A 24,552-nucleotide genomic window follows, 5' to 3' on the forward strand; every position below is an offset into this window, starting at 1 on the left:
CTGACCTAATGAAAATAAAGTCGCCCAAAATACCATTATTAGCATTTTTTCTCTTTTTAGGTATCTATACCTCATTTTCTCAAGTTAAAAACGATTTTGATGTTCGTTACGAAGCGGATATACGAGGTGAAATCACCTTTGTTGGCAATAACATTGTTAACAGACAGGTAGACCCCCATTGGGAAGGTGCTTGGGAAAGATGGGGATGGTGGTGGATATGGAACCCTCAAGCTAATTGGATTCCAGACACAATAAGTCCTAATACGCCTTATAATCTAACCGGAAATTCATCCGAAGCAAACGATAACCTCAACATGCAATATATTGATGTTGATAGCGACCCCAGTACTTTCAGCTCTAGTAGTGCCACTTTGGATATACCCGATGAAGGTTGCTCACTTGTGCGCTATGCAGGTTTATATTGGTCCGCCGTTTACGTGAATTCGGATAGAAGCAATATCGATAATATAAAATTCCAAGTGCCAGGTGGTACTTATCAAGATATCACCGCAGATGAAATTCTTTTTGACGGGGCCGGTGATACCGATTTCGGTTATTATAGTCCGTATGCCTGTTATAAAGATGTAACTTCGATTGTTTCCGGGCTTGCTAATCCCGATGGGGAATATTTCGTTGCCAATGTACTTGCCAGCTCTGGAAGTAGTATTTCCGGAGGTGTTTCCGGTGGTTGGAACTTGGTAATCGTTTATGAAAACCCAAACCTGCCCGGTAGTAAATTCATTACGACTTTTGATGGGTATGCCGGGATTGCCTCAGCAGCCCCGGATGTAGATATCCCTATCAGTGGTTTTACAACCCTTCCGGCACCTTTTAATGTAAATGCCAACATCGGTATCGCTGCCCTTGAGGGGGATAATCAGATTCGTGGTGATGGTTTGGAAATCAACGCAAATGGTTCTTTTAGCGCCCTTAATAGCACACAAAATCCGGCTAACAACTTTTTCAATTCGAACATTACCATTGATCCGGATATTGTAATGACCCGGAATCCGAACAGTATAAACACTCTAGGTTGGGACGTAGATTTATTCCCGGTTACCAATAGACCTAATAATAATGTTATACCCAACGATGCCACAAGTGCAACGTTAAGGCTTAGCTCTACCCAAGACAAATACGATGTATTCTTCACCTCTTTTGATGTTGAGATTATTGAACCTAATATTGTATTGGAGAAGAAAGTAAACACCCCTGGAGGTGTTGATATTACGGGACAAGGAGTGCATTTGGGACAAACGTTGGACTATGTGCTTTCTTTTCAGAATATCGGTAATGATGATGTAGATGGTTATGTAATCAGGGATGTTCTTCCTGTAAACGTTTCGCCACCCAATGGTGTTGATTTTGTAGATTCCGATTTTGTTCTCCCTACAGGCGTAACTTACACCTATGATACCATAACCCATACCGTGGAATTTTCTATTCCAAATAACCTAGTGGAGCAAGGCTTAACCCCTTATTCCATTCGTATGCGGGTAAAAGTGGCCGAAAACTGTTTCGATTTTGTCGACGCCTGTTCCGACCTAATCCAGAATTTAGCTTACTCTACCTATCATGGAGTGGAAAATACGGCCCAAATTACCGATGACCCCAGTGTCACGGATTTTGATGCTTGTGGATTTGTTGTCCCAGGAGCTACCAACTTTTTATTGGATGATCTTTCCGATTGTAATTTCTCCCGTACCGTTGAGCTTTGTGGTACAGAGGCTATCCTAGATGCCGGTGATAACTTCGATGGTTATGTATGGGTAAGGGATGATAACGGTAACAACCTTTTTGATTCTACGGATACCGTAATTACCGATGGTGATCCAGATAACGACCCGAGTACCATGTCGGTTACCGAAGTAGGAACCTATATCGTAGATAAAATCGCGACTGACCCCTGTAAAGGCTTTAAAGAAATAATCACTGTTGTACCTTATGGCTCTGGCACTATTCCTAACCCGGTAATTGAATATTTCAATACCGTAAATAGTGATACCGACCCTTCCAATGACCTGGCCGGGGAAATTGTGCAATGTAGTGTTGATAATGATCTACTTCCAAAATTATTTCTTTGTGGAGTAGGGGATACAAGACAAATACAAGTAAACATACTTGACGCCCAGAGCATTATTTGGGAAAAGTTGGACGAAGGTAGTTGTACCGATGCCGGTGATGACTGCGCCAATAAAAACCTGAGTTGTACCTGGAGCCAAGAAGGGACAGGAAACAACTATCTAGTATCCAGTGAAGGTAAATATCGGTTATCGGTAACCTACCAAAATGGATGTACCAGTCGTTTTTACTTCAATGTATTCCAAAATACATTGGATATAGAATACACCAACAACGACATCATTTGTACCACTCCAGGTAATATAACCATCACCAATCTAGGTGCGGGTTATGGGTATCAATTGGTTGATGATGCTACTGGTAACATCTTAATTCCTTTTAGTGCCAACAATGGTCCTAGTTTCGATTTTGGAACTGGGGAAAACGGTGCTTATAGGGTACAGGTAACACAATTGGACAATGCCGGAGACCCAATTGATGATGCTTGTATATTCGAAACGCCGGTTATCGGTATTGTTGAAAGGGATGTACAATATGAAGTAGAGGTTACCCCCGCGAACTGTACCGTTCTAGGAACGGCGACCATTCGGGTTACCAATGCCGATGCCAACTATGAATATGAAATTCGATTGGATGATGGTTCAAATAGCGGTCAAGGAACCTTGGTCGATAGCGAATCTGCCCAAACCAACAATAATTTCACCTTTACAGGTCTTAATCCAGGTGATTACATTGCTGTTGTTCGTACCGATGACGGATGTAGCTACAGCGAACAAATCACGATTATCGATGAAAATGATCTGGACTTGGATGCCCGGGTACTTCAAGCCATTACTTGTGATCCAGGAACCATACTTATGGAATCAACAGGTGGACAAGCCCCTCATGTATACGCTATTTGGGAATATGTGAATGAAAGCGGAACAACAGTAACTTCATACGCAACGATAAATGATATTCCGTCAACCGAATTCCAAACCAATACCACTTTCGAAGTACTCGCTCCTGGCGATTACACTTTTGTTGTAGTTGACGACAATAACTGCCCGGTTTTCTCTAATATGGTTTCGATTGAACTACGGCCAGCTGCTGAATATGACCCTGTTACCATTACCGATGTACAATGTTTCGGTGACACAACAGGTGAAATCCAATTCAATCTGACCGATGACCACGGTTATACTATAACCTATTTTTTGAGTGATGATACCGCTACCGAAATAGATACGAATAACTCTGGTTATTTTACGGATTTAGCTGCCGGTAATTATTCGGTTCGTATCAATCAAACTTTTGGTACTGCCTCATGCGATTATACCGAGGATATTACCATTAGTTCACCAACAGCTGCATTGAATGCTATTAGCGCTATAGTTCAAGATTATACTTGTTTACAAGATGCCATTATCGAAGCCCAGAACGTAACAGGGGGAACCGCGCCGTATTCCTACAGTATTGACGGTGTTACATTTATTCCCGATACAACTCCAAACGCCCATAGGTTTGAGAATTTGACCAATGGCACCTATACCATCACGGTTAGGGATGCCAATGGATGTACGTTCGCAACCCCTGCCATTACGATAGAACCTCTAAATGAGCCTAGCGACCTGACATTTACCGCTACGGCCCCGAATTGTCCTACCCAGACTTCAGATGTTACCGTTACCGTAATAGACGGGAATACACCTTATGTTTTTGATATTATTGCTCCTTCATCCATAGCTGCTACTTCCACATCCGGAACGACAGCTGATTTTGACGGACTTGCACCAGGTACGTATACCTTTAGGGTCACTGACAACAAAGGATGTACGTACACAGAAGACTTTACCATTACTCCTGTATCACCAATTACGGTTGCAGGCACCTTGGTCAATAATGTTACCTGTGTAGGGGCTTCAGATGGGGCTGTTGACTTTACCGTAAATGGTTTTTCAAGCAGCTACGCTTACAGCATTGACGGTGCCACTTCAATAACTGCACAAACTGCAAACACTATTAACCTTACGGGGCTTTCTGCAGGCGATTATACCATTATCGTCACCGATGAGGTAACCAACTGTACCGACACACAGACCATAACCGTAAACGAACCAACGGATTCATTGGCTTTTACTTTTAATGTTACCCCACTGGCTTGTACGGCAGATGGTTCAGTAACCATCACAGCAACCGATGGTTGGGGAGGCTATTCCTATGAAATTACACAACCCGATGCCGTTGTCCTTGGTCCACAATCCAGTAATATATTTTCTGGACTCAATCAAACTGGAATCCATACCATTCAAGTAACAGACGCCGGAGGATGCGTTGTAACGGATACTTTTACCATTGACACACCAACTAACCCAACGATATCACTTGACGCCACTACGGACCTTTGTTTTGATCCAGCGAGTGGAGTAAGCCTAACTGCAACAACAACAAACGGAGTTGCTCCCTATTCTTATAGTTTGAACGGAGGGCCAACGCAAACCGGAAATGTATTCAATAACTTGACACCGGGCTCTTATACGGTTGTAGTTACCGATGCTTATGGATGTACTGCCACCTCCAATACGGTAATAATAGAACCACAATTATCGGTTTCCCCAGTTCTTACCAAAGAATTGGATTGCACGACCTCACCGGATGCTGTCATAGATATAACCATAAATGGTGGTTATTCCACTTTTTCATATCAAGTAAATGGTGGCGCAAGCATCCCAGTTACAGGTAATACATTTACCTATACAACTGCTGTGGATGGTTCCTATACCTTCTTGATAACCGATAGCGAAGGTTGTACAGCCCAAACAACGGTTGTTGTAGACCCTATTACAAATCCAACAGCAACAACGAACCCAGTGAATCCAACTTGTAATGGACTTGCAGACGGAAGCGTTGAAGTGGTTATCGATTCCAACATTGGAACAGCACCTTATCAGGTGGATTTTAATGGTGGGGGACTTTCATCGCAAACCCTATACTCAGGACTGGCTGCAGGCACCTATAATTACATTGTACAGGACAGCAAAGGATGTACTTTCAGCGGAAGTGTCACCTTAACAGCTCCTGATTCGATAACTGCGGATGCAGTATTGACACAACCCTATACCTGCTTGCAAACAGGGACTATTCAAGCCCAAAACGTTTCCGGTGGAACCCCTGGTTACATGTACAGTATCGATGGTATTAATTTTGTGCCTTCGGATACCTTTACCGGACTTACCGATGGTACCTATACCATTACCATAAGGGATGCCAACTTATGTACCTTCGTTACGAATGTGGTCACGATATTGCCATTGGATCCCCCAACCGATATATCCTTTGTTGCCACACCTCCAAATTGCCCTACGGAAACTTCCGACGTTACCCTTACAGTAACAGGGGGTACAGGAGCAATTGCCTATGAAATTACAGCTCCAGCGGCTGCAACCACAAATATTTCAGGTGCAACTACTGGTGTATTTGCCGGACTTGCTCCAGATACCTACACCTTCTTGGTCACTGATGCCAACGGTTGTACCTATACCGAAAATTATACGATAGACCCAGTTACCCCAATTGATGTTGTAGGGGTATTGGTCAACAATGTTTCCTGTATGGGAGCAGCTGACGGTGCGATAGACTTTACCGTAAGTGGCTTTACCACATCGTTCCAATACACTATTAATGGTGGTACACCGGTAACAGGTCAAACAATTGCAACAATCAATCAAACCGGCCTGATCGCGGGTGTTTACACGATTATAGTTACAGACGAAACAACGAATTGTACCAGTACCACCACAATCACGGTAAGTGATCCACAATCAGCATTGGTCATCGACAGTATTGTACCTACAGACCCAACATGTTTGGATTCTGGTTCGGTTACCGTTAATGTTTCGGGAGGATGGGGCAATTATTCTTATGAATTCATTGACCCAAGTTCGGTACACACAACGAATTCCACAGGAATCCTTAACGGGCTTACAGATACTTCCGCGGCCTATACGGTGAATGTTACCGATGCCAATGGATGTACGATTACCGATAGTTTTACATTAAATCCAGCTGTTGCTCCGGTGTTAAGCGTTAGTGCGAACAGTCTATGTTATGATAGTACTACAGGACTCATATTGACCGCTAATGTTACTTCAGGTGGAACGGCTCCATTTCAATATAGATTGAATGGCGGAGCGTACCAAAGTGAAGCTGATTTTACTGGTTTGGCACCTGGAAGCCATACCGTTGAAGTAATAGATAGTAAAAACTGTTCTGCATCAGCCACTATCGATGTATTCCCAACCTTGGCAGCTTCTGCTAACTTGGTCAAAGATCTTGATTGTAGCGCAACACCGGATGCTGAAATAAGTATTTCAGTAAGTGGTGGAAACCCAACCTTCAATTATGAAGTACTACGGGATGGTAGCTCTGTACAAGCCAGTACAGCTGTTCCTTCCAATCCGTTCTCATATACCACCACAACGGCCGGTACCTATGAATTTATAATCACGGATACGGAAAGTTGTACCGTGACCACAAATCAAGTGGTGATAACAGCCAATAATCCGCCTAACGTTGTTGAGGTAGTTGCCAACCCATTATGTACTACAAGTGCGGATGGTAGTGTAACCTTAAATATTACCGGAGGTACAGCACCTTATCAGATCGTATTCGATGGTAGTGCCCCTTCAACACAAACCACCTATGCCGGTTTGGCTGCAGGCACCTACAATTATACGGTTACCGATGCCAAAGGCTGTGTAACCAATAATAGCGTAGATTTGATTGCTCCTCCTGTCCTCGTGCCAGGAACCATTGACGTTGTTCAGGATTATACATGTATCAATACCTCAGCAACCTTACAAGTTATAAATTACTCTGGTGGAACTCCAGGATACACCTATAGTTTGGATGGTGTCAACTTCCAAGTATCGGATACTTTCAATACAGGAATTACAGCAGGCACTTATACCATTACCGTAAAAGATGCCAATGGATGTATAGCAATTACCCCAGCCGTTGTAATAGATCCGCTGGACCCACCAACAGATCTGACATTTGTTGCCACGGCACCAACCTGTCCTGCCATAAATTCGGATGTAACAATTACCGTTATTGACGGCAATGCACCATTTAATTATGAAATCACGGCTCCCGCTGCTGCAACTACCAATGTAACAGGGGCAACAACAGGCGTGTTTATCGGTTTGGTTCCTGGAACATATACCTTCAAGGTGACCGATGCCAAAGGATGTGAATTGGAAGAAAGCTATACCGTGGTAGATATACCCCAAGTAACGGCTATTTCCCAATTAACCAATAACGTAAGTTGTTTTGGTGCGGCTGATGGTGCGTTTACCTTTACGGTCAGTGATTTTGCAACTACCTATAGTTATACGGTTGAAAACAGTGCATCCACTGTTATACTATCGGATAATACAGTGAATACAATTACTCCTATTCCAGTATCTGGTTATCCAGCCGATACGTATACGGTAACCATTACGGATGATACAACCAACTGTTCCACAACGACCAGCATGGTTATCGAAAATCCGCCAGCTGCGTTGGATTTCACCTTTACCAATACACCTGTTACCTGTATCCAAAATGGAAGTATTACCGTTACAGCCACAGATGGATGGGGTAGTTATGAATATCAATTGGAAAATACGGTTGGTCCTACCATAGTGTATGCCTACCAAGGTTCAAATACATTTAACAATGTTCCCGCGGGTACCTACAATATTTATGTACGTGATGCAGGTGGATGTATCATTGATAAACCCATTACCTTAGACCCTGCTGAAACCCCGACAATTGCGTTGGAACCAGCAACGGATTATTGCTATGATGGTACTGACCAAGCGTCATTGGTAGTAAGTATTACCGATGGAGTCGCTCCTTACACCTATACCATGAACGGTGGGGCACAAACGGCTGTCGTTGGTAATCCATTTACCATAGCGAACCTTACTCCAGGCACATATGATATTCAAGTTACAGATGCCTATGGTTGTGTGTCGAATGCGCTTAACGGTATCCTTATCGAGCCTCAATTGGCTGCAACGGCATCATTGACTAAGGATTTATTTTGTATTAGTGATGCAATAATTGATGTAACTATTTCTGGTGGGTATACCCCATACGCAAACTATCAAGTACAATTCAATGGTGGTGGCTATGGTGCAACCACAGTCATAGCAGGAAGTACCTTTACCTATAATGGGGCGGCAGCCGCAGGAACTTACCAGTTTTTGATCACCGATGCCAATAATTGTACGGTTGAAACCAATGAAATCAATATTACCCCAACAGTCACTCCTCAGGCAACTCCTGTCGTAACCGATGTAGCTTGTTTTGGAGGGGCTGACGGCTCTGTATTTATCGATGTGGACCCCAATTTCGGAACCGCTCCTTATACGATAAGTTTTAATGGTAGTGCATTTACCTCAACCACAACGTATTCCGGACTTACTGCAGCTACTTATCCTTTTGTGGTGAGGGATGCAAGAGGTTGTGAGTATTCCAGTGATGCTACAATAGGGGAACCTGTCCAAATTATTGCGGGAATAACTTCTAGGGATGTAACCTGTAGTAACGTTCCTGGTGGAGGCAATGTTCCTGGTGGCGTGGATGTTACCATTACATCCGGAGGTGTTGCCAACTTTACGTATACACTTTATGATAGTGCTAATAATATTGTTACCCTATCCAGTGGAGATCCTAATCCTGCAACATCTGCCAGTACCACACATTCTTTTGATGGTGTTGATTTTGGTGATTACTATGTACGGGTTGTCGATGCCAACGGTTGCGAAAGTGACTTAGGATCGGTACGTGTACTATCGAACCCATATTTAAGCATGACCGCATTTATTCCTCCCCCAGATTGTCCTACAGGAGGTACAGCGCAAATAACAGCGTCTGGTGGATCCGGTGATTACAGTTTCCAGATTTATGGAATTGGAACAGCCCCTACATCTGAGGTTCCTGGAGGTGTTAATGAAGAAGTCGCAACATTCACTGGTTTAAATCCAGGACAGACCTATATCATTGAGGCCGTAGATAATATAAACCATTGTACTAGTTATCAAGAAGTGGTTATTCCTGATGTTTCATCAATCTCTGTAAATATTGACAACTCTACGGATATTACTTGCGCCACAGCAGAAGACGGAACTATGACCTTTACTGTGGACAATTATGACCCAAGTGTTACCAATATCGATTATTCAATACTAAATGCTGTTTCCAATACACCCGTTGTTGGCTCTGGTATATATAGTGGAACTATAGGCCCTGGCCCTGCAGGTGGACCACAAACCCTAACGGTGAATGATTTGCCACCGGGAGATTATATAATTTTTGTAGAGGAATCAACACTACCTTCTTGTAGTACAACCGAAACATTCAGGATCCTTGAACCTACTCCAGTCGCCTTGAATTTCGTAAGTCAGGTTGCCGCCAATTGTAATAATGATGCTGAGGTAACCGTAAGGGCCAGCGGTGGTACAGGACCGTATAACTATGCTTATGTTATTGCTGGTGCTGCCATTCCTGTAGCTTTCCCAGAAGGGTCTACATTTATACTTGATCCATCGACAAGTTTGGTTTGGGATGTTTATGCGCAAGATTCAAACGGATGTATCTCCCCTGAAATGGAGGTAACGATTACCGAAGATCCATCACCAGAGATAAGCGTAGCTTCCACTAACCAATGTACGGCCACTGAAGGTTCCTTTGAGGTGGATATTAGATTAGATGTGGTAGGAATGTCTCCTTATACCATCAGTGTAGATGGTGCTGCGCCCCAAGCAAGTAGTTTAAGTTCGGTTGGGGATACCATGACGATATCCAATTTGAGTTCTGGTTACCATACCTTCACCATATCCGATATCAATGGTTGTGGAGAAACTAAGGATATCACTATTTATCCTCCCTTGGATCTAAATGCGAACATCACGGCTGCCGACAACTGTGACCCTGCCGATTCCGGTGTGGTTACGATTACCGCAAATGGAGGTTCAGGAAACTATAGTTACACCCAAATTACCCCTGCAGGACCTACCCAGGTTTCAGGCGTATTTACCGGACTAACACATTCCATCGCTTATACGTTTGAAGTGGAGGATACCACTACCCATTGTACTACCCCAGTAACTATAACGTTACCAGCTCCTGTAAATCCAACATTTACTTTGGCCGCTACCGATGTAAGTTGTTTTGGAGGAACCAATGGTACCATAACCGTAACATTGGATGCCGGAAACATCGATGTTCCTTATGAATATAGTTTGGATGGAGGCACAACGACACAGCCTTCCAATGTCTTTACCGGACTTTCACAAGGGACCTACAATGTAACCGTAATCTCAGCCAAAGGTTGTGAGGATGTTAAATCAATTGATGTAGATGAACCTACCCAATTGGATATTTCCGCTTCGGCTTCAGCCTTTAGTTGTAATGATACGGCCAGTACGATTACCGTAACAATCAATGATGCCACTCCTGGAAATCCATCGGGAACAGGACCTTATGTCTATAGCTTTGATAATGGTCTTAATTTCCAAGCAGGAAATACCTACCAGGTACCTTTTGGATCGCCCGATGTAAATGTTGTCGTAAGGGATGCCAATGGTTGTTTGGATACTGAAGTAGTTGTTATTCCGGCCATGCAGGAAGTTATGGCTTCAATCAACCAAACACAGGTTATTGATTGTTCCAATGGAGCGGAAATAATAGAACTTGTACCATCAAATGGTTCAGGTACCTATACGTATGCGGAACTTCCAAGTGGTAACCCAGTGGCAGATCCCACAAATATTGTATTGACTGCTCCTGGAACCTATGTTTACGAAATCACGGATACCGTAACAAACTGTTCGGTCATCGTTGAACATATCATTGCTCCCTATAACCTAATCGATGTTACAGCTACCATGGTATCGGATGCTACTTGTAGTGATAGTTTTGATGGGGAAATAAGTGTTACCCTAACAGGTTACACAGGAACGTTCAACTATCAAGTATTGGATAATACCGGTGCTCCTGTAGTTGGTGCTTCCGGTACGGATACTGCCCTTGCAGACCCATATACTTTTACAGCATCCTCAACGCTAGACGCAGGTACCTATACCGTACAGATTACCGAAACCGCTTATCCTGAATGTGTTGCCACTTCGAATAGTGTAACCATCGATGCCCCAGAGCCATTAGTGTTGAACTTACTTGGTAATATAAATGCCAATTGTAACGAAACCAACGCTATTGTTACTATGCAAGCAACAGGTGGTACCGCTCCATATTCATATGGTGCGGCCATAAGTGGAGCCGGTGACCCTGGTGTTTATCCTTTTGACAACACCGTGGAATTGGATCCTACTACAAGTTTAAATTGGGATATATATGTCCAAGATGCCAATGGTTGTGTCATTGCAGTTCCTTATGCCATAACCGTCGCCACAGATACAACACCAGACATTTCACTAGCCATAGTTGATGCTTGTGCCGATGAAGGGGATTTCGGTATCATCGTTTCATTGGATGCCATAAATACAGGGGTAGCACCATATACCATGAGTATCAATGGAAGTGCTTTCCAAAGCATTGCCAGTTTCCCTTATACCTATACAGGTCTCACCGCAGATGTATATTCCATAGAGATCAGGGATGCCAATAACTGTAGTGAAACTGAAACCATTACCATTGATGCTGAATTAACAGCAAGCGCTATGGTTGTTTCCCAACCAACATGTACTACTAACGATGGTGTAATTGAATTTACTGTAAATGGTGGTTCAGGTTCGTTTACCGCTGAATTGTTACGCTCGGATTTAACCACGACCGGAATAGCCGCAACAGGAAACCAATTTACGGGAGTTGCTTTTGGTGACTATATCGTAAGGGTTACCGATGATACATTAGGAACCCCTAACTGTAGTGTTGATGTTCCAATTTCTTTGGAAGAACCAACCCCAGTTACCCTGAACACCACCCAGAAAACAGATATTACTTGTTTCGGTGCTGCCAATGGAACGATTACGGTTAGTTTGGTGACCCCATCTACCGGAGTGAATGATAATCCACCATATTCCTATACCATAGATAATGGTTCAGATCCCGCTATCACAAATAATACCGGTAGTTTCACAGGTATTGACCAAGGAACTTACGCTATTACAGTTACCTCGGAAAGAGGTTGTATAGCTACTGACAGTATTACCATTGATGAACCTACGGAATTGGTTGTCACTGCAAGTGCCACGGATTTTGCCTGTGCTCCGGATAACACGGTCAATGTTTCAGTACTGACCATAGACGTACCAACTACGGGAACTGCTCCTTATACATATAGCATTGATGGAGCAAATTTCTTTACAACAAATACCTTCAATGTAATCGATACGGGAGCAACACAAACGATAACTGCCACCGTAAGGGATGCCAATGGCTGTTCCAATTTTGATACGGTTAACATAAACCCATTACCAACCATAACCGATGTAACCGTTAGCCAACAAACGGCTATAACTTGTGCCAATGATGAAGTTGCACGAGTAACAGTTACCGGTGGTTCAGGTGATTTCACTTTTGAATTGTTACCAACAGGTAGTGCGCCAGTGCAAACGCCAGGAGCAGGAAACTATTCTGCCGACTTTACGTTGACAACCCCAGGGGATTATACCTTCAGGGTAACCGATAATGTGACCGGTTGTTATTTCACCACTGCTCCATATACTATTGCTCCTTACGACCTTATTGAGGTTGTCGCAACTCCTGTTTCTCCAGTGACTTGCTTCGGGGACAATGATGGGGTTATGGAAATCAATGTTACTAACTATAATGGAAACTATTCGTATGAGGTCTTCAACAGTGATGGAACATCAACTTTAATTACCAATACGGGTGTAGCTCCAGGTATCTTAAGCATAGCCGGATTGCCCGCAGGAAACTTCTATGTAGTTCTTACTGCAACCGATACGCCGTTCTGTCCGGCTACATCGAACACGATTACCATAGGATCACCAGATGCTGCTATTAATCTAGTTGAGCTAAGCAATATCAACGCGAATTGTATTATTGGTGCCCAAGTAAATGTACAAGCAACCGGAGGAAATGGTTCATATACCTATGCCTTCGTGGAGGATGGTGTAACTCCAAACCTTGGAGACTATACTACTAATGCAAGTGCTACCCTTAACCCTTCATCCAATCTTAACTGGGATGTTTGGGTAAAAGATGCCAAGGATTGTACCGATATGATTGATATTGTCATTGCAGAGGATCCTATGCCTACGGTAACGGCACCTACTTATGCAACTGACCAATGTACCTCCAACGGAACATCCTATACATTTACCGTAATTGGTAGTGCTGGAATTGCACCACTTGAATACAGTATTGGAAACGGATATCAGTCTAGCGATACATTCACTGTAACTGCACCTGGAACTTATACCGTTACCGTAAGGGATGCCAACGGATGTACAGGAACCGATACCATAGAGATTTTACCGCCACTTGGTTTAACACCTGCTGCAACAGTACAGCCTAGTTGTGCCCTTAATGATGGTGTAATTACTATTACAGGAACTGGCGGGTCCCTAAATTATGAATATGACCTTTTAGATAATGGTGGTACAAGTCTGACAGGTGGAGTTAGACAGGCATCCAATGTCTTTAACTCACTTGCCCCTGGTACTTATACAGCTTTAGTTTATGATACCAGTGCTTCAGGTTGTGATGCACAAGCCCCAATTACCCTTGAAACACCTACACCAGTTGTATTTACTTGGAACAAAGAAGATGTTTCCTGTAATGGAGGTGCTGACGGATCAATCGAGATAATCCTTGCTCCTTCCAATGATAATCCACCGTATACCTATACTTTGGATGATGGAACGAACCCACCAACGGTACAGACCAGTAACTTATTCACTGGTTTGCCCCAAGGAACCTATGATATTACGGTAAGTTCCGGCAAAGCATGTTCAGATACACAACAGGTGGTAATTGATGAACCTCTTGCCGTTGATGTAACCGCAACAGCAACTGATTTTGCCTGTAATCCTAATAATACGGCATCGAGTTCAGTTATTACTGCAACCGGTATTGATGGTACAGCACCTTATACCTTCAGTATAGATGGTACCAATTTCTTTACTTCGAATACTTTTACCATATTGGATACTGGTTCTACACAGACCATTACGGTAACCATAAAAGATGATAATGGTTGTACGGATACGGCATTAGTGACCATTGAACCATTGAACACATTTACTGCTACGGTTAGCACAATTACCGATATTTCTTGTGCAGGACCTGAACAAGTGTTGATAACCGTGAATGACAATGGTGATGTGGCCAATACATATACTTATGAATTGTTGCCAATAGGAAACCCTAACGGCACTGAAGTGGCAACAGCATTGAATACAACAACACAGTTTGATCTGACTGCCGTAGGTAGTTATACGTTCCGTATTACGGATACAACAACCGGATGTTATGTTGATACACTGCCTTATGAGATAGCGCCTTATGATTTGATCGAGGTAACCGCAGTTTCTATAGATCCGGTTATTTGTTTTGGTGATGGCAATGGTTCAATAGAATTAACTATTGATGGCTATGCAGGAACTTACGATTATCAAGTCTTTGATAGTAACGATAACCCTATTGGTTCTTCGGTAAGTACTGATACAAGTGTAAATCCAAGAATGATTACCGGACTTTCAGGTGGTAACTATTATATAACGGTTACCGAAACCGCTGCTCCTTTATGTTCTGATGAAACGAATATTGTTACCATTTCATCGCCCGATATGGCGTTGACCGAGACAACAACTGTTCTTAGTGGGGTTGAATGTACCGATGATCAAGGGGAAGTAAGGGTGAACCCAACAGGTGGAATAGCTCCTTATGATATTACCTTGACCAATACCACAACAGGAGATTCCTCCGGTACTTTGAATGATGTAACCGGTGCAGTATTCTCAGGCTTGTCTGCTGGTGACTATAGCGTTACCATAGTAGATGCAGGAGGTTGTTCCATAACAAATGCGTATCCGATTTTATTGGATATGCCAACACCAGTAACAGCAAATGCCACTCCGTTAAGCACTGCATTAACATGCTATGGCGATACCACGGGAAGCGTTTCCGCTGTGAATGTATTGAACGGAAGTGGAAACTATGAATACCAATTGAACTATTACGATGCTTCAGGTACGACTATTGAATTTACTTCGGGACAGCAAAGTAACAGTGATTTCACAAATCTAGGCGCAGGTATCTATAGTATTACCGTTTCCGATGGATGGAACTGTGATGTAGAAACCAATCAGGTTACCATTACAGAGCCTACCCTTATTGAAGCAACATTGATCCGTACCGATCCTTTGACCTGTGCAACGGGAGTAGAATTCGAATTAAGTACCACAGGCGGAAGCGGTGTTTATGAGTACAGCTTGGATAATATTACTTTTAGTCCTATGACCAGCAATCCAATGCCTTTACCGGAAAGTGGTATGCTAGGCTCGGGATCACACCAGTACTATGTACGTGATCTAGGAGGTGCTTGTGAATCTGTACGTTCCAATGCCATAACTGAAACAGCGATTATACCCCTTGCGTTGACCGTAGACACGTCAGCCGCTGTAATCAATTGTAATGGTGAGGCTACGGCAATCATCTATGCCAGTGCAGCAGGTGGTTTAGGTAACTATCAGTATGAATTGTATACCGATGCATCCTTGAGCATTGCAACACGCATAGCCGGTCCTCAAGGTTCTGGTAAGTTCACTGGACTTTCCGCAGGTACCTATTACGTGAATGTAACCAGTGAGGATTGTACCACTCCGGCAGAGGAAGTTATTATTACCCAACCAGAACCGTTGACCTATACCGAAGAGGTTGTAGATGTCAGTTGTTTCAGTGATACCAATGGTAGTATTACCGTTACCCTTTCGGGTGGTTCAGGTGGATATCAATATGCGATTTCCCCTAACCTTAACCAATTCGACACGGAAAACACCTTTACCGATTTGGCACCTGGTGACTATACGGTTATTGCCCAAGATATGAACGGATGTTTCGAAGTCTTGGAATACACTATAGGCCAACCGGAAATGTTACAAGTTTCAGGCACTTCAACTCCAGAGATTTGTGTAGGTGAAGCCAACGGAACAATTACCGTATCGATAACAGGAGGTACTGCCCCATATAGCACCAGTCTAAATGATAAATCGAACTTTGTACAAGACCAGTTCGATTTTACAGATGTCGCTGCAGGTAGTTACTTGCTATTCGTTAGGGATGCCAATGGTTGTGAGGACAATATCATTGTTGAGGTTGGCGCAGGTGAAAACCTTCATGCCACTGTTGAACCTATATATGAATGTACCGGTGATACCCCGAACAATTATATTGTAGTAACCTTGGAAGATCCTTCCATTGCCGGTGATATATTATATGCATTGGATTCAACAGATCCAGCTGATATGCAATTGACCCCTGACTATAGCAATTTGGCACCTGGAACACATTCATTGACCATTGCCCATAGTAATGGTTGCGTAAATACCGTCGAATTTGAAATTCAAGGATTTGAACCATTGACCTTGGTATTGGAAAACAACAATATCAACGAAATAACAGCAATTGCCACGGGAGGAAGTGGTGAATACACGTTCTACTTCGGAGATAAGGACAATGGTGACGATAACACATACATCATCAATAGAACTGATACTTATATAGTTAGGGTCGTTGATGGGAACGGTTGTGAGGTCATAGCCAATATTGCCATGGAATTCATAGATATTGAAATTCCAAACTTCTTTACGCCTAATGGTGATGGAGAAAATGATAAATGGATACCCGATAATATTGAGGCTTATCCAGAGATACTAATTAAAATTTATGATCGTTATGGTAGAGTAGTTGAAGACAATGTAGTAAGTAAAAACGGATGGGATGGTATATATCATGGTGCCGAACTACCAACTGGTGATTACTGGTACATAATTAAACTACAAGGAGAATCAGACGATCGAGAATTTATTGGTCACTTTACCCTATATCGCTAAACTTAACCTAATACGATAATGCGTACAAATTTTATAACAGTTCTGCTTCTTGTAAGTGCTTTTTTCGCAAAGGCCCAAGAACTTACGATACCCCAACTTTCACAGTATTTGGCAGATAACCCTTTTGTAATGTCCCCGACCTATGCAGGTATTGGTGATCATGTAAAAATTCGTGTAAACGGACTTACACAATGGGTAGGTATAGAAGATGCCCCAGACACCCAATCATTGGCCGCCGACATGCGTATTGGTGAAAGATCGGGAATAGGTGCACTGTTATATAACGATAGTAATGGTGAAACCAAACAAAGAGGTGCCCGATTGTCATTTGCCCATCACTTAACCCTAGATCGTTATGATGATGAGTTTCTGTCTTTCGGATTGTCGTATAACTTCAATCAATTTCGAATAGATATTGAAAATTTCGATGCATTGGATCCCAGTGTAACCGATGATAGGGCCACGACCAACCACAACTTTGACGTTGGGGTCATGTATCGCTATGACAAGTTTTACTTCAGTTTGAATGCTTCTAATATTTTGAATAAGGATCTTACCAAATTCAATCCTGTATTTGAACCTAATACCTTACGTAATTATTATGCATATACGGGGTATAGATATACCAAGAACAAGAACAGTAGAATGGAAATAGAACCTTCGGTTTTCTTCCAACTTTTTGAAAGTGATGGTAGATCGGTGACCGATTTGAACGTAAAATTCAGATGGTACGATTTTGAGGATTATTATTATGCCGGTGTAACTTATCGTTTCTTGAACGACCAGATTGGTGATCCACTGTATATTGCTCCAATCGTGGGACTTAAAAAGAATAATTTTTATTTTGGTTACTCTTATCAGATTATCCTGAACGAAATACTTGGCTATAGTACAGGAACCCATGTTGTAACATTAGGTGTAGACCTTTTCCAAGGAATCAGTAATTGTAGGTGTACGTACTAAATAGAATCAAGCAACAAAACCGATTCGCTTCAATGAAATTAGGGAATATTACTAAACTAAAATTGGCATTTTTGAGACCTTTTCTCATTAGATTGATTTAATTTTGCCAGAAATTTTTAGTAAACCAATGGGGATAATAAAATTAACGAATATTAGGTTACATGCCCAACACGGGTGTTTGGAAGAGGAAAGTATCATCGGCAGTGAATATCGTGTCGATATTTCTGTAAAGACAGATTTAAAGAAAGCCGCCGTATCGGATAATCTTATTGATACCGTTGATTATGTTCATATAAACCGCATCGTTAAAGAGGAAATGGGTATTCCTTCCAAATTACTCGAACATGTAGCAAAAAGAATCATAGATAGGGTATTAAAGGAGTTAATGACTGTTTCAAAAATAAAAGTAGCCGTCTCTAAAATAAATCCCCCAATAGGTGGTGATGTTGAAATGGTGACTACGATTTTACGTTCTAAAAGATCATAAACAATAGTTTTGAAACCTAAGAATAAGATGCTACCTTTGCACTTCCAAAACTAAAATGGCATCGTGGCCGAGTGGCTAGGCACAGCTCTGCAAAAGCTTGTACAGCGGTTCGAATCCGCTCGATGCCTCTTTAATCTCATTAAGTTTTTAAAGAGTCTTTTTGAAATTGATGGATTAGCTACAAAATTTCAACCCTAAAAAATGGCATTGTGGCTGAGTGGCTAGGCTAGGCCCCGCAAGGGCTTATACAGTGGTTCGATTCCATTCGATGCCTCTTAAAAAACCTCCTTTTTCAAGGAGTTTTTTTATTTTAAACTATTCCCTTATCTGTTCAATCTGCTCAATTCCTTTTTCAATATTGAATTTATCTTTTGGTAAAAATCCTTTTGTAATAAGGACCAAACCACAAATGATAAGTATTATTCCCAAACCTTTTTTAATGCGAGAAATTCTTTTATAGGTAAGTTTTCTTTTTAATTGTTTTGCCAATAATATCTTAAAGATATCGGTGGTTAAGTAAGCTCCCAACATAGCCGCAAAGAAAACAACAATACGATTGGGGTCATTGTTTAAACTAGGCCCTACTACGATAATGATACCCAACCAGAACACAAGTACTCCTATATTGATGAAATTCAATAAAAATCCCTTTACGAACAAACTTAGATAATCGCTCTTTTTAGTTCTTAATGAAGGTTTCGATTTTTTTACATCGGTTTTAAAATACGTAGTAATACCGTAGACCAATAATATTACCCCACCAAAAACATACAGACCAGGTTGGTTACTTAAATTCTCGAGTAATTGAAAACTACTGAAATAAGCTAACGTTAAAAAAAGAATATCGGCCAATATAACACCTATATCAAAAGACAAAGCTGCCCTAAATCCTTTAACGGCACTGGTTTCCAAAAGCACGAAAAACACCGGACCGATCATAAAGCTCAGTAAAAAGCCCAACGGAATCGCTGCTTGTATATCATCTAACATTAGTAATCCTACATTCTAGTTATTATTCCACCGAATACTGTTTTTTCATCCATTTTTGTGGGGTCGCCATATACTAAAACCTCTCCACCGGCTTTTACGGTTGCCTTTACATAATCAGAAGCATAAATTTCTGCTTTAGAACCTGCATTGACATTTATGGTAGAAAACTTTGTAATCAAATCTTTTCCTTCATAAACGCCTCCTGTATTAATCGCTACGTCTTGTAGTTTAGCCGTTCCAGAACTTTTTATAACCCCACCCGTAACGGCTTTTATCAACAATTGCTCTACATTGGCATTAATATTCAACTCGCCTCCTTCTTGTGCTTTAAGTTCCAAAACATCCTGGGTAATGGCTTCTTGAGAAGAAATCCTTGCATCTTCATTTACATCTACTACCACTATTTTATCCGTGTAATACAGATCTATAAAAGTTCTATAACCGCTGAATATTTTAGTTATCTGCATTCGTATTTTTAAAATGCCAGCATTATTGACAATCACAACATTATCCGTATTTACGCCGGAAATAACAGCTTTATTTTCAGTGGATTTGATTAAATTTATAGACAAACCATCAAAAGCTTTCACCTCTGAAAATGGTTGGAGATCCTGGGTAATTTTATCGTCCTGAGCTACTGATATTTGACAAATAAATAAGAGCACCACAAGCCAAACCAAATTTTTCATTGTTTCAGTTTTTAGGTATTTTCATACTAACTTAAACAAATTCTATTCCAAAAAACGAATTTATTCGTTCTTTCCGATGAGTGAAAAGTCTAGATGGCGTTTTATAAGATCTGTATTTTTTACCATTACTATGACTTCATCCCCTAATTGATATGATTGTTTGGTACGCTCACCAACAATGGCGTATTCCTTTTCATCAAAGATAAAATAATCCCCTTTTATATCACGTATTCGTACCATGCCTTCGCACTTATTCTCGATAATCTCGACATAGATGCCCCATTCGGTTACCCCTGAAATAACACCGACGAATTCTTGGTCCTGATGATCCTGCATAAACTTGATCTGCATGTACTTAATGGAATCACGTTCCGCGTTGGCCGCCAAACTTTCCATATCCGAAGAGTGTTTACATTTATCCTCATATACTTCTTCCTTGGCTGAAGCACCATTATCTAAATAATGCTGTAATAAACGATGTACCATTACATCGGGATATCTACGAATTGGGGAAGTAAAATGAGTGTAATAATCAAAGGCTAAACCGTAATGGCCTATATTATCGGTGGTATAAATGGCCTTACTCATACTTCGAATGGCAAGGGTATCTACCAAATTCTGTTCTTTTTTACCCTTAACATCCTCGAGAAGCTGGTTTAAAGAGGCACTTATCGACTTTTTGTCTTTAAAGTCCAACTTATGTCCGAACCTTGAAATAATCGAATTCAGGGCAATTAACTTATCTTCATCGGGATCGGCATGTGTTCGGTAAACAAAGGTTTTCTTTGGCTTCTGTTTTCCAATGAACTCAGCTACTTTACGATTGGCAAGTAACATAAATTCCTCAATTAATTTATTGGCATCCTTGGCTTCTTTAAAATAAACACTTTCAGGTTCATTGTTTTCGTTCAAATTAAAACGAACCTCAACCTTATCAAAGGAAATAGCGCCTTGTTGCATTCTTTTATCCCGCATGATCTTCGCTAACTTATCCATTATCAAAGTAGCCTTTACAACATCATCTGAAACCGTGTAAGCTCCTCCACGAATAGATATTTCGTCAGGTATACTACCATTACCATTCTCAATAATATGCTGCGCTTCTTCATAGGCAAAGCGTTCATTGGAATCTATAACGGTTCTACCGAACCATTGATTTTGGATCTGTGCTTTACCGTTCAATTCAAAAATTGCGGAAAATGTATATTTTTCCTCGTTTGGTCGTAAAGAACAGGCATTATTCGAAAGTACTTCGGGCAACATGGGTACTACACGATCTACAAGGTAAACCGAGGTTGCCCTATTATAGGCCTCATCATCCAATAAAGTATCCGGTTTTAAATAATGCGATACATCGGCAATGTGTATTCCTATTTCATAATTACCATTATCCAAAATCTCAAAAGAAAGGGCATCATCGAAATCCTTTGCATCTTTAGGGTCTATCGTAAAGGTAAGTACCTTTCTCATATCCCTTCTTTTGGCTATTTCCCCAGGTTTTATAGATGTATCTATTTTATTGGCATATTGCTCAACCTCATTAGGAAATTCATAAGGTAAACCATACTCCGCCAAAATTGAATGTATTTCTGTCTGGTGTTCCCCAGGTTTACCTAAAACATCGGTAATGGATCCGAAAGGGGAATCCGTATTATCTGGCCATTCCGTTATTTCAACAATTACCTTATCACCATCTTGGGCACCGTTTATTTTTTCTTTTGGTACGAAAATATCGGTGTACATTCTAAAATCTGAAGGTCTTACAAAAGCAAAGGTCTTTTGCATATCCACGATACCCACGAAAGAGGTTTTGTTTCTTTCTAAGACCTTGGTAATTTCACCTTCCAATTTTTTTCCTTTCCTTTTCGGGAAAATATAAACCTCAACGGTATCTTTATGAAAAGCTTTCTTTAATTTATTAAAAGGAACGAAAACATCTTCATCCATTCCTTCCACAATAATATATGCATTGCCTCTACCTGTAATATCTACTTTACCCGTATGGTATGTTTTAGTGGATGGCACTGCTTTGAAATGACCTCTGGTCTCTTCCAAAATTCTTTTTTTCTCTTTAAGTTGGGTAAGTTTTTTTATTAGCTGATTGCGTTCATTGGCATCAGTAACACCGATTCTTTCGGCTATTTGTTTATAAGTGAAACCTTTTTTAGGGTCTTTTTCAAGTACGGTAAAAATTCCTTTGGTTATTTCGTTTATTCTATGGTTTCTTGCTTTCTTTTTCTTCTTCGACATTAAAATTCTATTTGAGTGGAAAATTACAAATTATAATCCATTACCTATATGATACATATTACCTTAAGCTTTATTTTACATTGATCAATGTTATCAACATATATTATATATATCTATTTTTCTTTTATTAATTAAAAAACAAAATGATGTTTATGATTGCTTGTTAATAGTGGTTATAAAAAAAGGTTTAAAAAGTAGGTTTATAGTATTAAAAAAGTTTATTGACAACTTATCATTTCATATTCCTTTTATGAATCAGGGGATTATAAATTTTATCAACGCATATTGATAACCTGTTTCAACATTAAATTATTGATAAGTATAAGTTGATTTATTGTTAACTACGAACAGAATTAATTTAATATCTTCCTATTATTTTCTAAGAAGTAAATTCTTTTCTTATAGTATTGTTTTGTACAACAAAAAGGAATGGTAATAACAAAATTTAGATACTACTATTTTCTACTTATTTATAAACAAGTTAACAAATGATAAAGGAGAGATAATAACATTGTAATTTGATTATAATATACTATTAACGTGAAAGCTTCTTTATTATTGTGGATAACAATGTTATTGTACCTTTGTATATAACATACCCTTATTTTATTATCATGAAAATTTCTATAGGTAACGATCACGCGGGAACAGAATATAAACTAGCAATTATAGGTCTATTAAAATCGATGGATATTGAAGTCACTAATTATGGTACCAATGGTAGTGATAGTGTAGATTATCCTGATTTTGTGCATCCTGTTGCAGAAGATGTTGAGCAAGAAAAAGTGGATTTTGGCATTATAATATGTGGCAGTGGCAATGGTGCGTCAATGACCGCCAATAAACACCAAAAAATACGTTGTGCCCTTTGTTGGAACAAAGAGATCGTGCAATTGGCCCGAGAACACAATGATGCGAATATTTTGAGTTTACCGGCAAGATATATTTCTTTACCCCAAGCCTTGGAAATGGTACAGGTATTTTTGAATACCAATTTTGAGGGCGGAAGGCATGAAAGACGTATTGAAAAGATACCTTGTTCATAAAAAGCAGATTTTTATATATTTCGATTTGATGAATTTTTTTCATCGAACCTTTTAATTATTCTTATGGCACATCATCATCATTCACATGCCCATACAGACCTAAAAGGAAAGAACCTTATTATATCTATATTCCTGAATATTCTTATAACGGTTTCCCAGGTTATTGGTGGACTTATTTCAGGTAGTTTATCCCTATTGTCAGATGCACTCCATAATTTCAGCGATGTACTTTCGTTGATCGTGAGTTATGTTGCGACCATCCTCTCAAAGAAGAAGGCTTGTACCAATAAAACATTCGGATATAAAAGGGCAGAGATCATTGCAGCTTTCGTAAATGCCGCTACATTGATTATCGTTGCCATTATATTGATAAAAGAAGCTATAGAGCGTTTTTTGAATCCTATTCCTATTGAATCTAACCTTGTTATTTGGTTATCCCTTTTAGGAATTGCAGCCAATGGTTTCAGTGTTTTATTGTTGAAAAAACATGCTGATAATAATATGAATATGAAATCGGCTTATTTACATCTGTTAACCGATATGTTGGCTTCTGTTGCCGTATTGATAGGGGGGTTGTTAATGAAATTCTTTCAAATGTATTGGGTTGATCCAACTTTGACCTTGGCTATAGCCGTTTACCTAATATTCATGGGATACGATCTTTTAAAAGAATCCACTAGGGTACTCATGTTATTTACACCAAGTACCATTCATGTTCAAAATATCGTTGAGGCCATTAGTAAAATTGATCCTATAAAAAATGTGCACCATGTGCATATTTGGCAATTGAACGAGGATGAGGTTCATCTTGAGGCCCATATAGATTTTCAAAAAGATATAAAACTTTCCGAGTTTGATATTATTTTAGATAAAATAGAGGAAGAGGTATACCATAACTTTGGAATTAATCATGTTAATATTCAGCCTGAATTTGGTAAATGCGACGCCAAACAGATAATCGTACAAGATTAATA

The 24,552-nt window shown here is 40.5% G+C and carries 8 protein-coding genes and 2 tRNA genes; 7 read left to right on the plus strand and 3 right to left on the minus strand.

Annotation, left to right across the window (positions count from 1 at the left end; all coding sequences use genetic code 11):
• Positions 1 to 8: 8 nt before the first annotated feature.
• The 5 genes from GJ691_RS09165 to GJ691_RS09185 all read left to right on the plus strand — a co-directional run bounded on the left by GJ691_RS09165 (position 9) and on the right by GJ691_RS09185 (position 18,877).
• Entirely contained in the window at positions 9 to 17,153 is a 17,145-nt protein-coding gene (locus GJ691_RS09165; protein WP_154366098.1) for a T9SS type B sorting domain-containing protein, read from the plus strand.
• A gap of 18 nt (positions 17,154 to 17,171) precedes the next feature.
• Positions 17,172 to 18,116: a PorP/SprF family type IX secretion system membrane protein gene (locus tag GJ691_RS09170; RefSeq protein WP_154366100.1), complete on the plus strand. Its 945-nt coding sequence runs from the start codon at positions 17,172 to 17,174 to the stop codon at positions 18,114 to 18,116.
• A 127-nt stretch (positions 18,117 to 18,243) separates the two neighbouring features.
• Positions 18,244 to 18,603: a dihydroneopterin aldolase gene (gene folB / locus GJ691_RS09175; protein WP_154366102.1), complete on the plus strand. Its 360-nt coding sequence runs from the start codon at positions 18,244 to 18,246 to the stop codon at positions 18,601 to 18,603.
• Positions 18,604 to 18,660: 57 nt separating this feature from the next.
• A tRNA-Cys gene (locus GJ691_RS09180) sits at positions 18,661 to 18,731 on the plus strand.
• Between the two features lie 75 nt (positions 18,732 to 18,806).
• Positions 18,807 to 18,877, plus strand: a tRNA-Cys gene (locus tag GJ691_RS09185).
• Between the two features lie 41 nt (positions 18,878 to 18,918).
• Here GJ691_RS09185 and GJ691_RS09190 read toward each other — a convergent pair.
• From GJ691_RS09190 to rnr, 3 genes are read right to left on the minus strand one after another with little or no spacing between them, the layout of a single operon-like run.
• Positions 18,919 to 19,593: a LysE family translocator gene (locus GJ691_RS09190; RefSeq protein ID WP_154366104.1), complete on the minus strand. Its 675-nt coding sequence runs from the start codon at positions 19,591 to 19,593 to the stop codon at positions 18,919 to 18,921.
• An 8-nt stretch (positions 19,594 to 19,601) separates the two neighbouring features.
• Positions 19,602 to 20,282 carry a head GIN domain-containing protein gene (locus tag GJ691_RS09195; RefSeq protein WP_154366106.1) on the minus strand — a complete coding sequence of 227 codons (681 nt, stop codon included), beginning with the start codon at positions 20,280 to 20,282 and terminating at the stop codon, positions 19,602 to 19,604.
• A gap of 60 nt (positions 20,283 to 20,342) precedes the next feature.
• Positions 20,343 to 22,532, minus strand: a complete 2,190-nt coding sequence (gene rnr, locus GJ691_RS09200; protein ID WP_154366108.1) for a ribonuclease R — start codon at positions 22,530 to 22,532, stop codon at positions 20,343 to 20,345.
• A 614-nt stretch (positions 22,533 to 23,146) separates the two neighbouring features.
• Here rnr and rpiB point away from each other — a divergent pair.
• Both rpiB and GJ691_RS09210 read left to right on the plus strand, forming a co-directional pair.
• The gene (rpiB, locus tag GJ691_RS09205; protein ID WP_154366110.1) at positions 23,147 to 23,578 is read left to right on the plus strand and encodes a ribose 5-phosphate isomerase B; all 432 of its coding nucleotides are present in this window, start codon (positions 23,147 to 23,149) and stop codon (positions 23,576 to 23,578) included.
• A 63-nt stretch (positions 23,579 to 23,641) separates the two neighbouring features.
• Entirely contained in the window at positions 23,642 to 24,550 is a 909-nt protein-coding gene (locus tag GJ691_RS09210; RefSeq protein WP_154366112.1) for a cation diffusion facilitator family transporter, read from the plus strand.
• Positions 24,551 to 24,552 lie beyond the last annotated feature (2 nt).

This window comes from Maribacter luteus, from assembly GCF_009674825.1.
Classification (GTDB): domain Bacteria; phylum Bacteroidota; class Bacteroidia; order Flavobacteriales; family Flavobacteriaceae; genus Maribacter_A; species Maribacter_A luteus.

Bases quoted from the DNA above. Each gene is read 5' to 3' on its own strand.
- GJ691_RS09165 (WP_154366098.1), top strand. From the start codon at position 9: ATGAAAATAAAGTCGCCCAAAATACCATTATTAGCATTTTTTCTCTTT.
- GJ691_RS09170 (WP_154366100.1), top strand. From the start codon at position 17,172: ATGCGTACAAATTTTATAACAGTTCTGCTTCTTGTAAGTGCTTTTTTC.
- folB (WP_154366102.1), top strand. From the start codon at position 18,244: ATGGGGATAATAAAATTAACGAATATTAGGTTACATGCCCAACACGGG.
- GJ691_RS09190 (WP_154366104.1), bottom strand. From the start codon at position 19,593: ATGTTAGATGATATACAAGCAGCGATTCCGTTGGGCTTTTTACTGAGC.
- GJ691_RS09195 (WP_154366106.1), bottom strand. From the start codon at position 20,282: ATGAAAAATTTGGTTTGGCTTGTGGTGCTCTTATTTATTTGTCAAATA.
- rnr (WP_154366108.1), bottom strand. From the start codon at position 22,532: ATGTCGAAGAAGAAAAAGAAAGCAAGAAACCATAGAATAAACGAAATA.
- rpiB (WP_154366110.1), top strand. From the start codon at position 23,147: ATGAAAATTTCTATAGGTAACGATCACGCGGGAACAGAATATAAACTA.
- GJ691_RS09210 (WP_154366112.1), top strand. From the start codon at position 23,642: ATGGCACATCATCATCATTCACATGCCCATACAGACCTAAAAGGAAAG.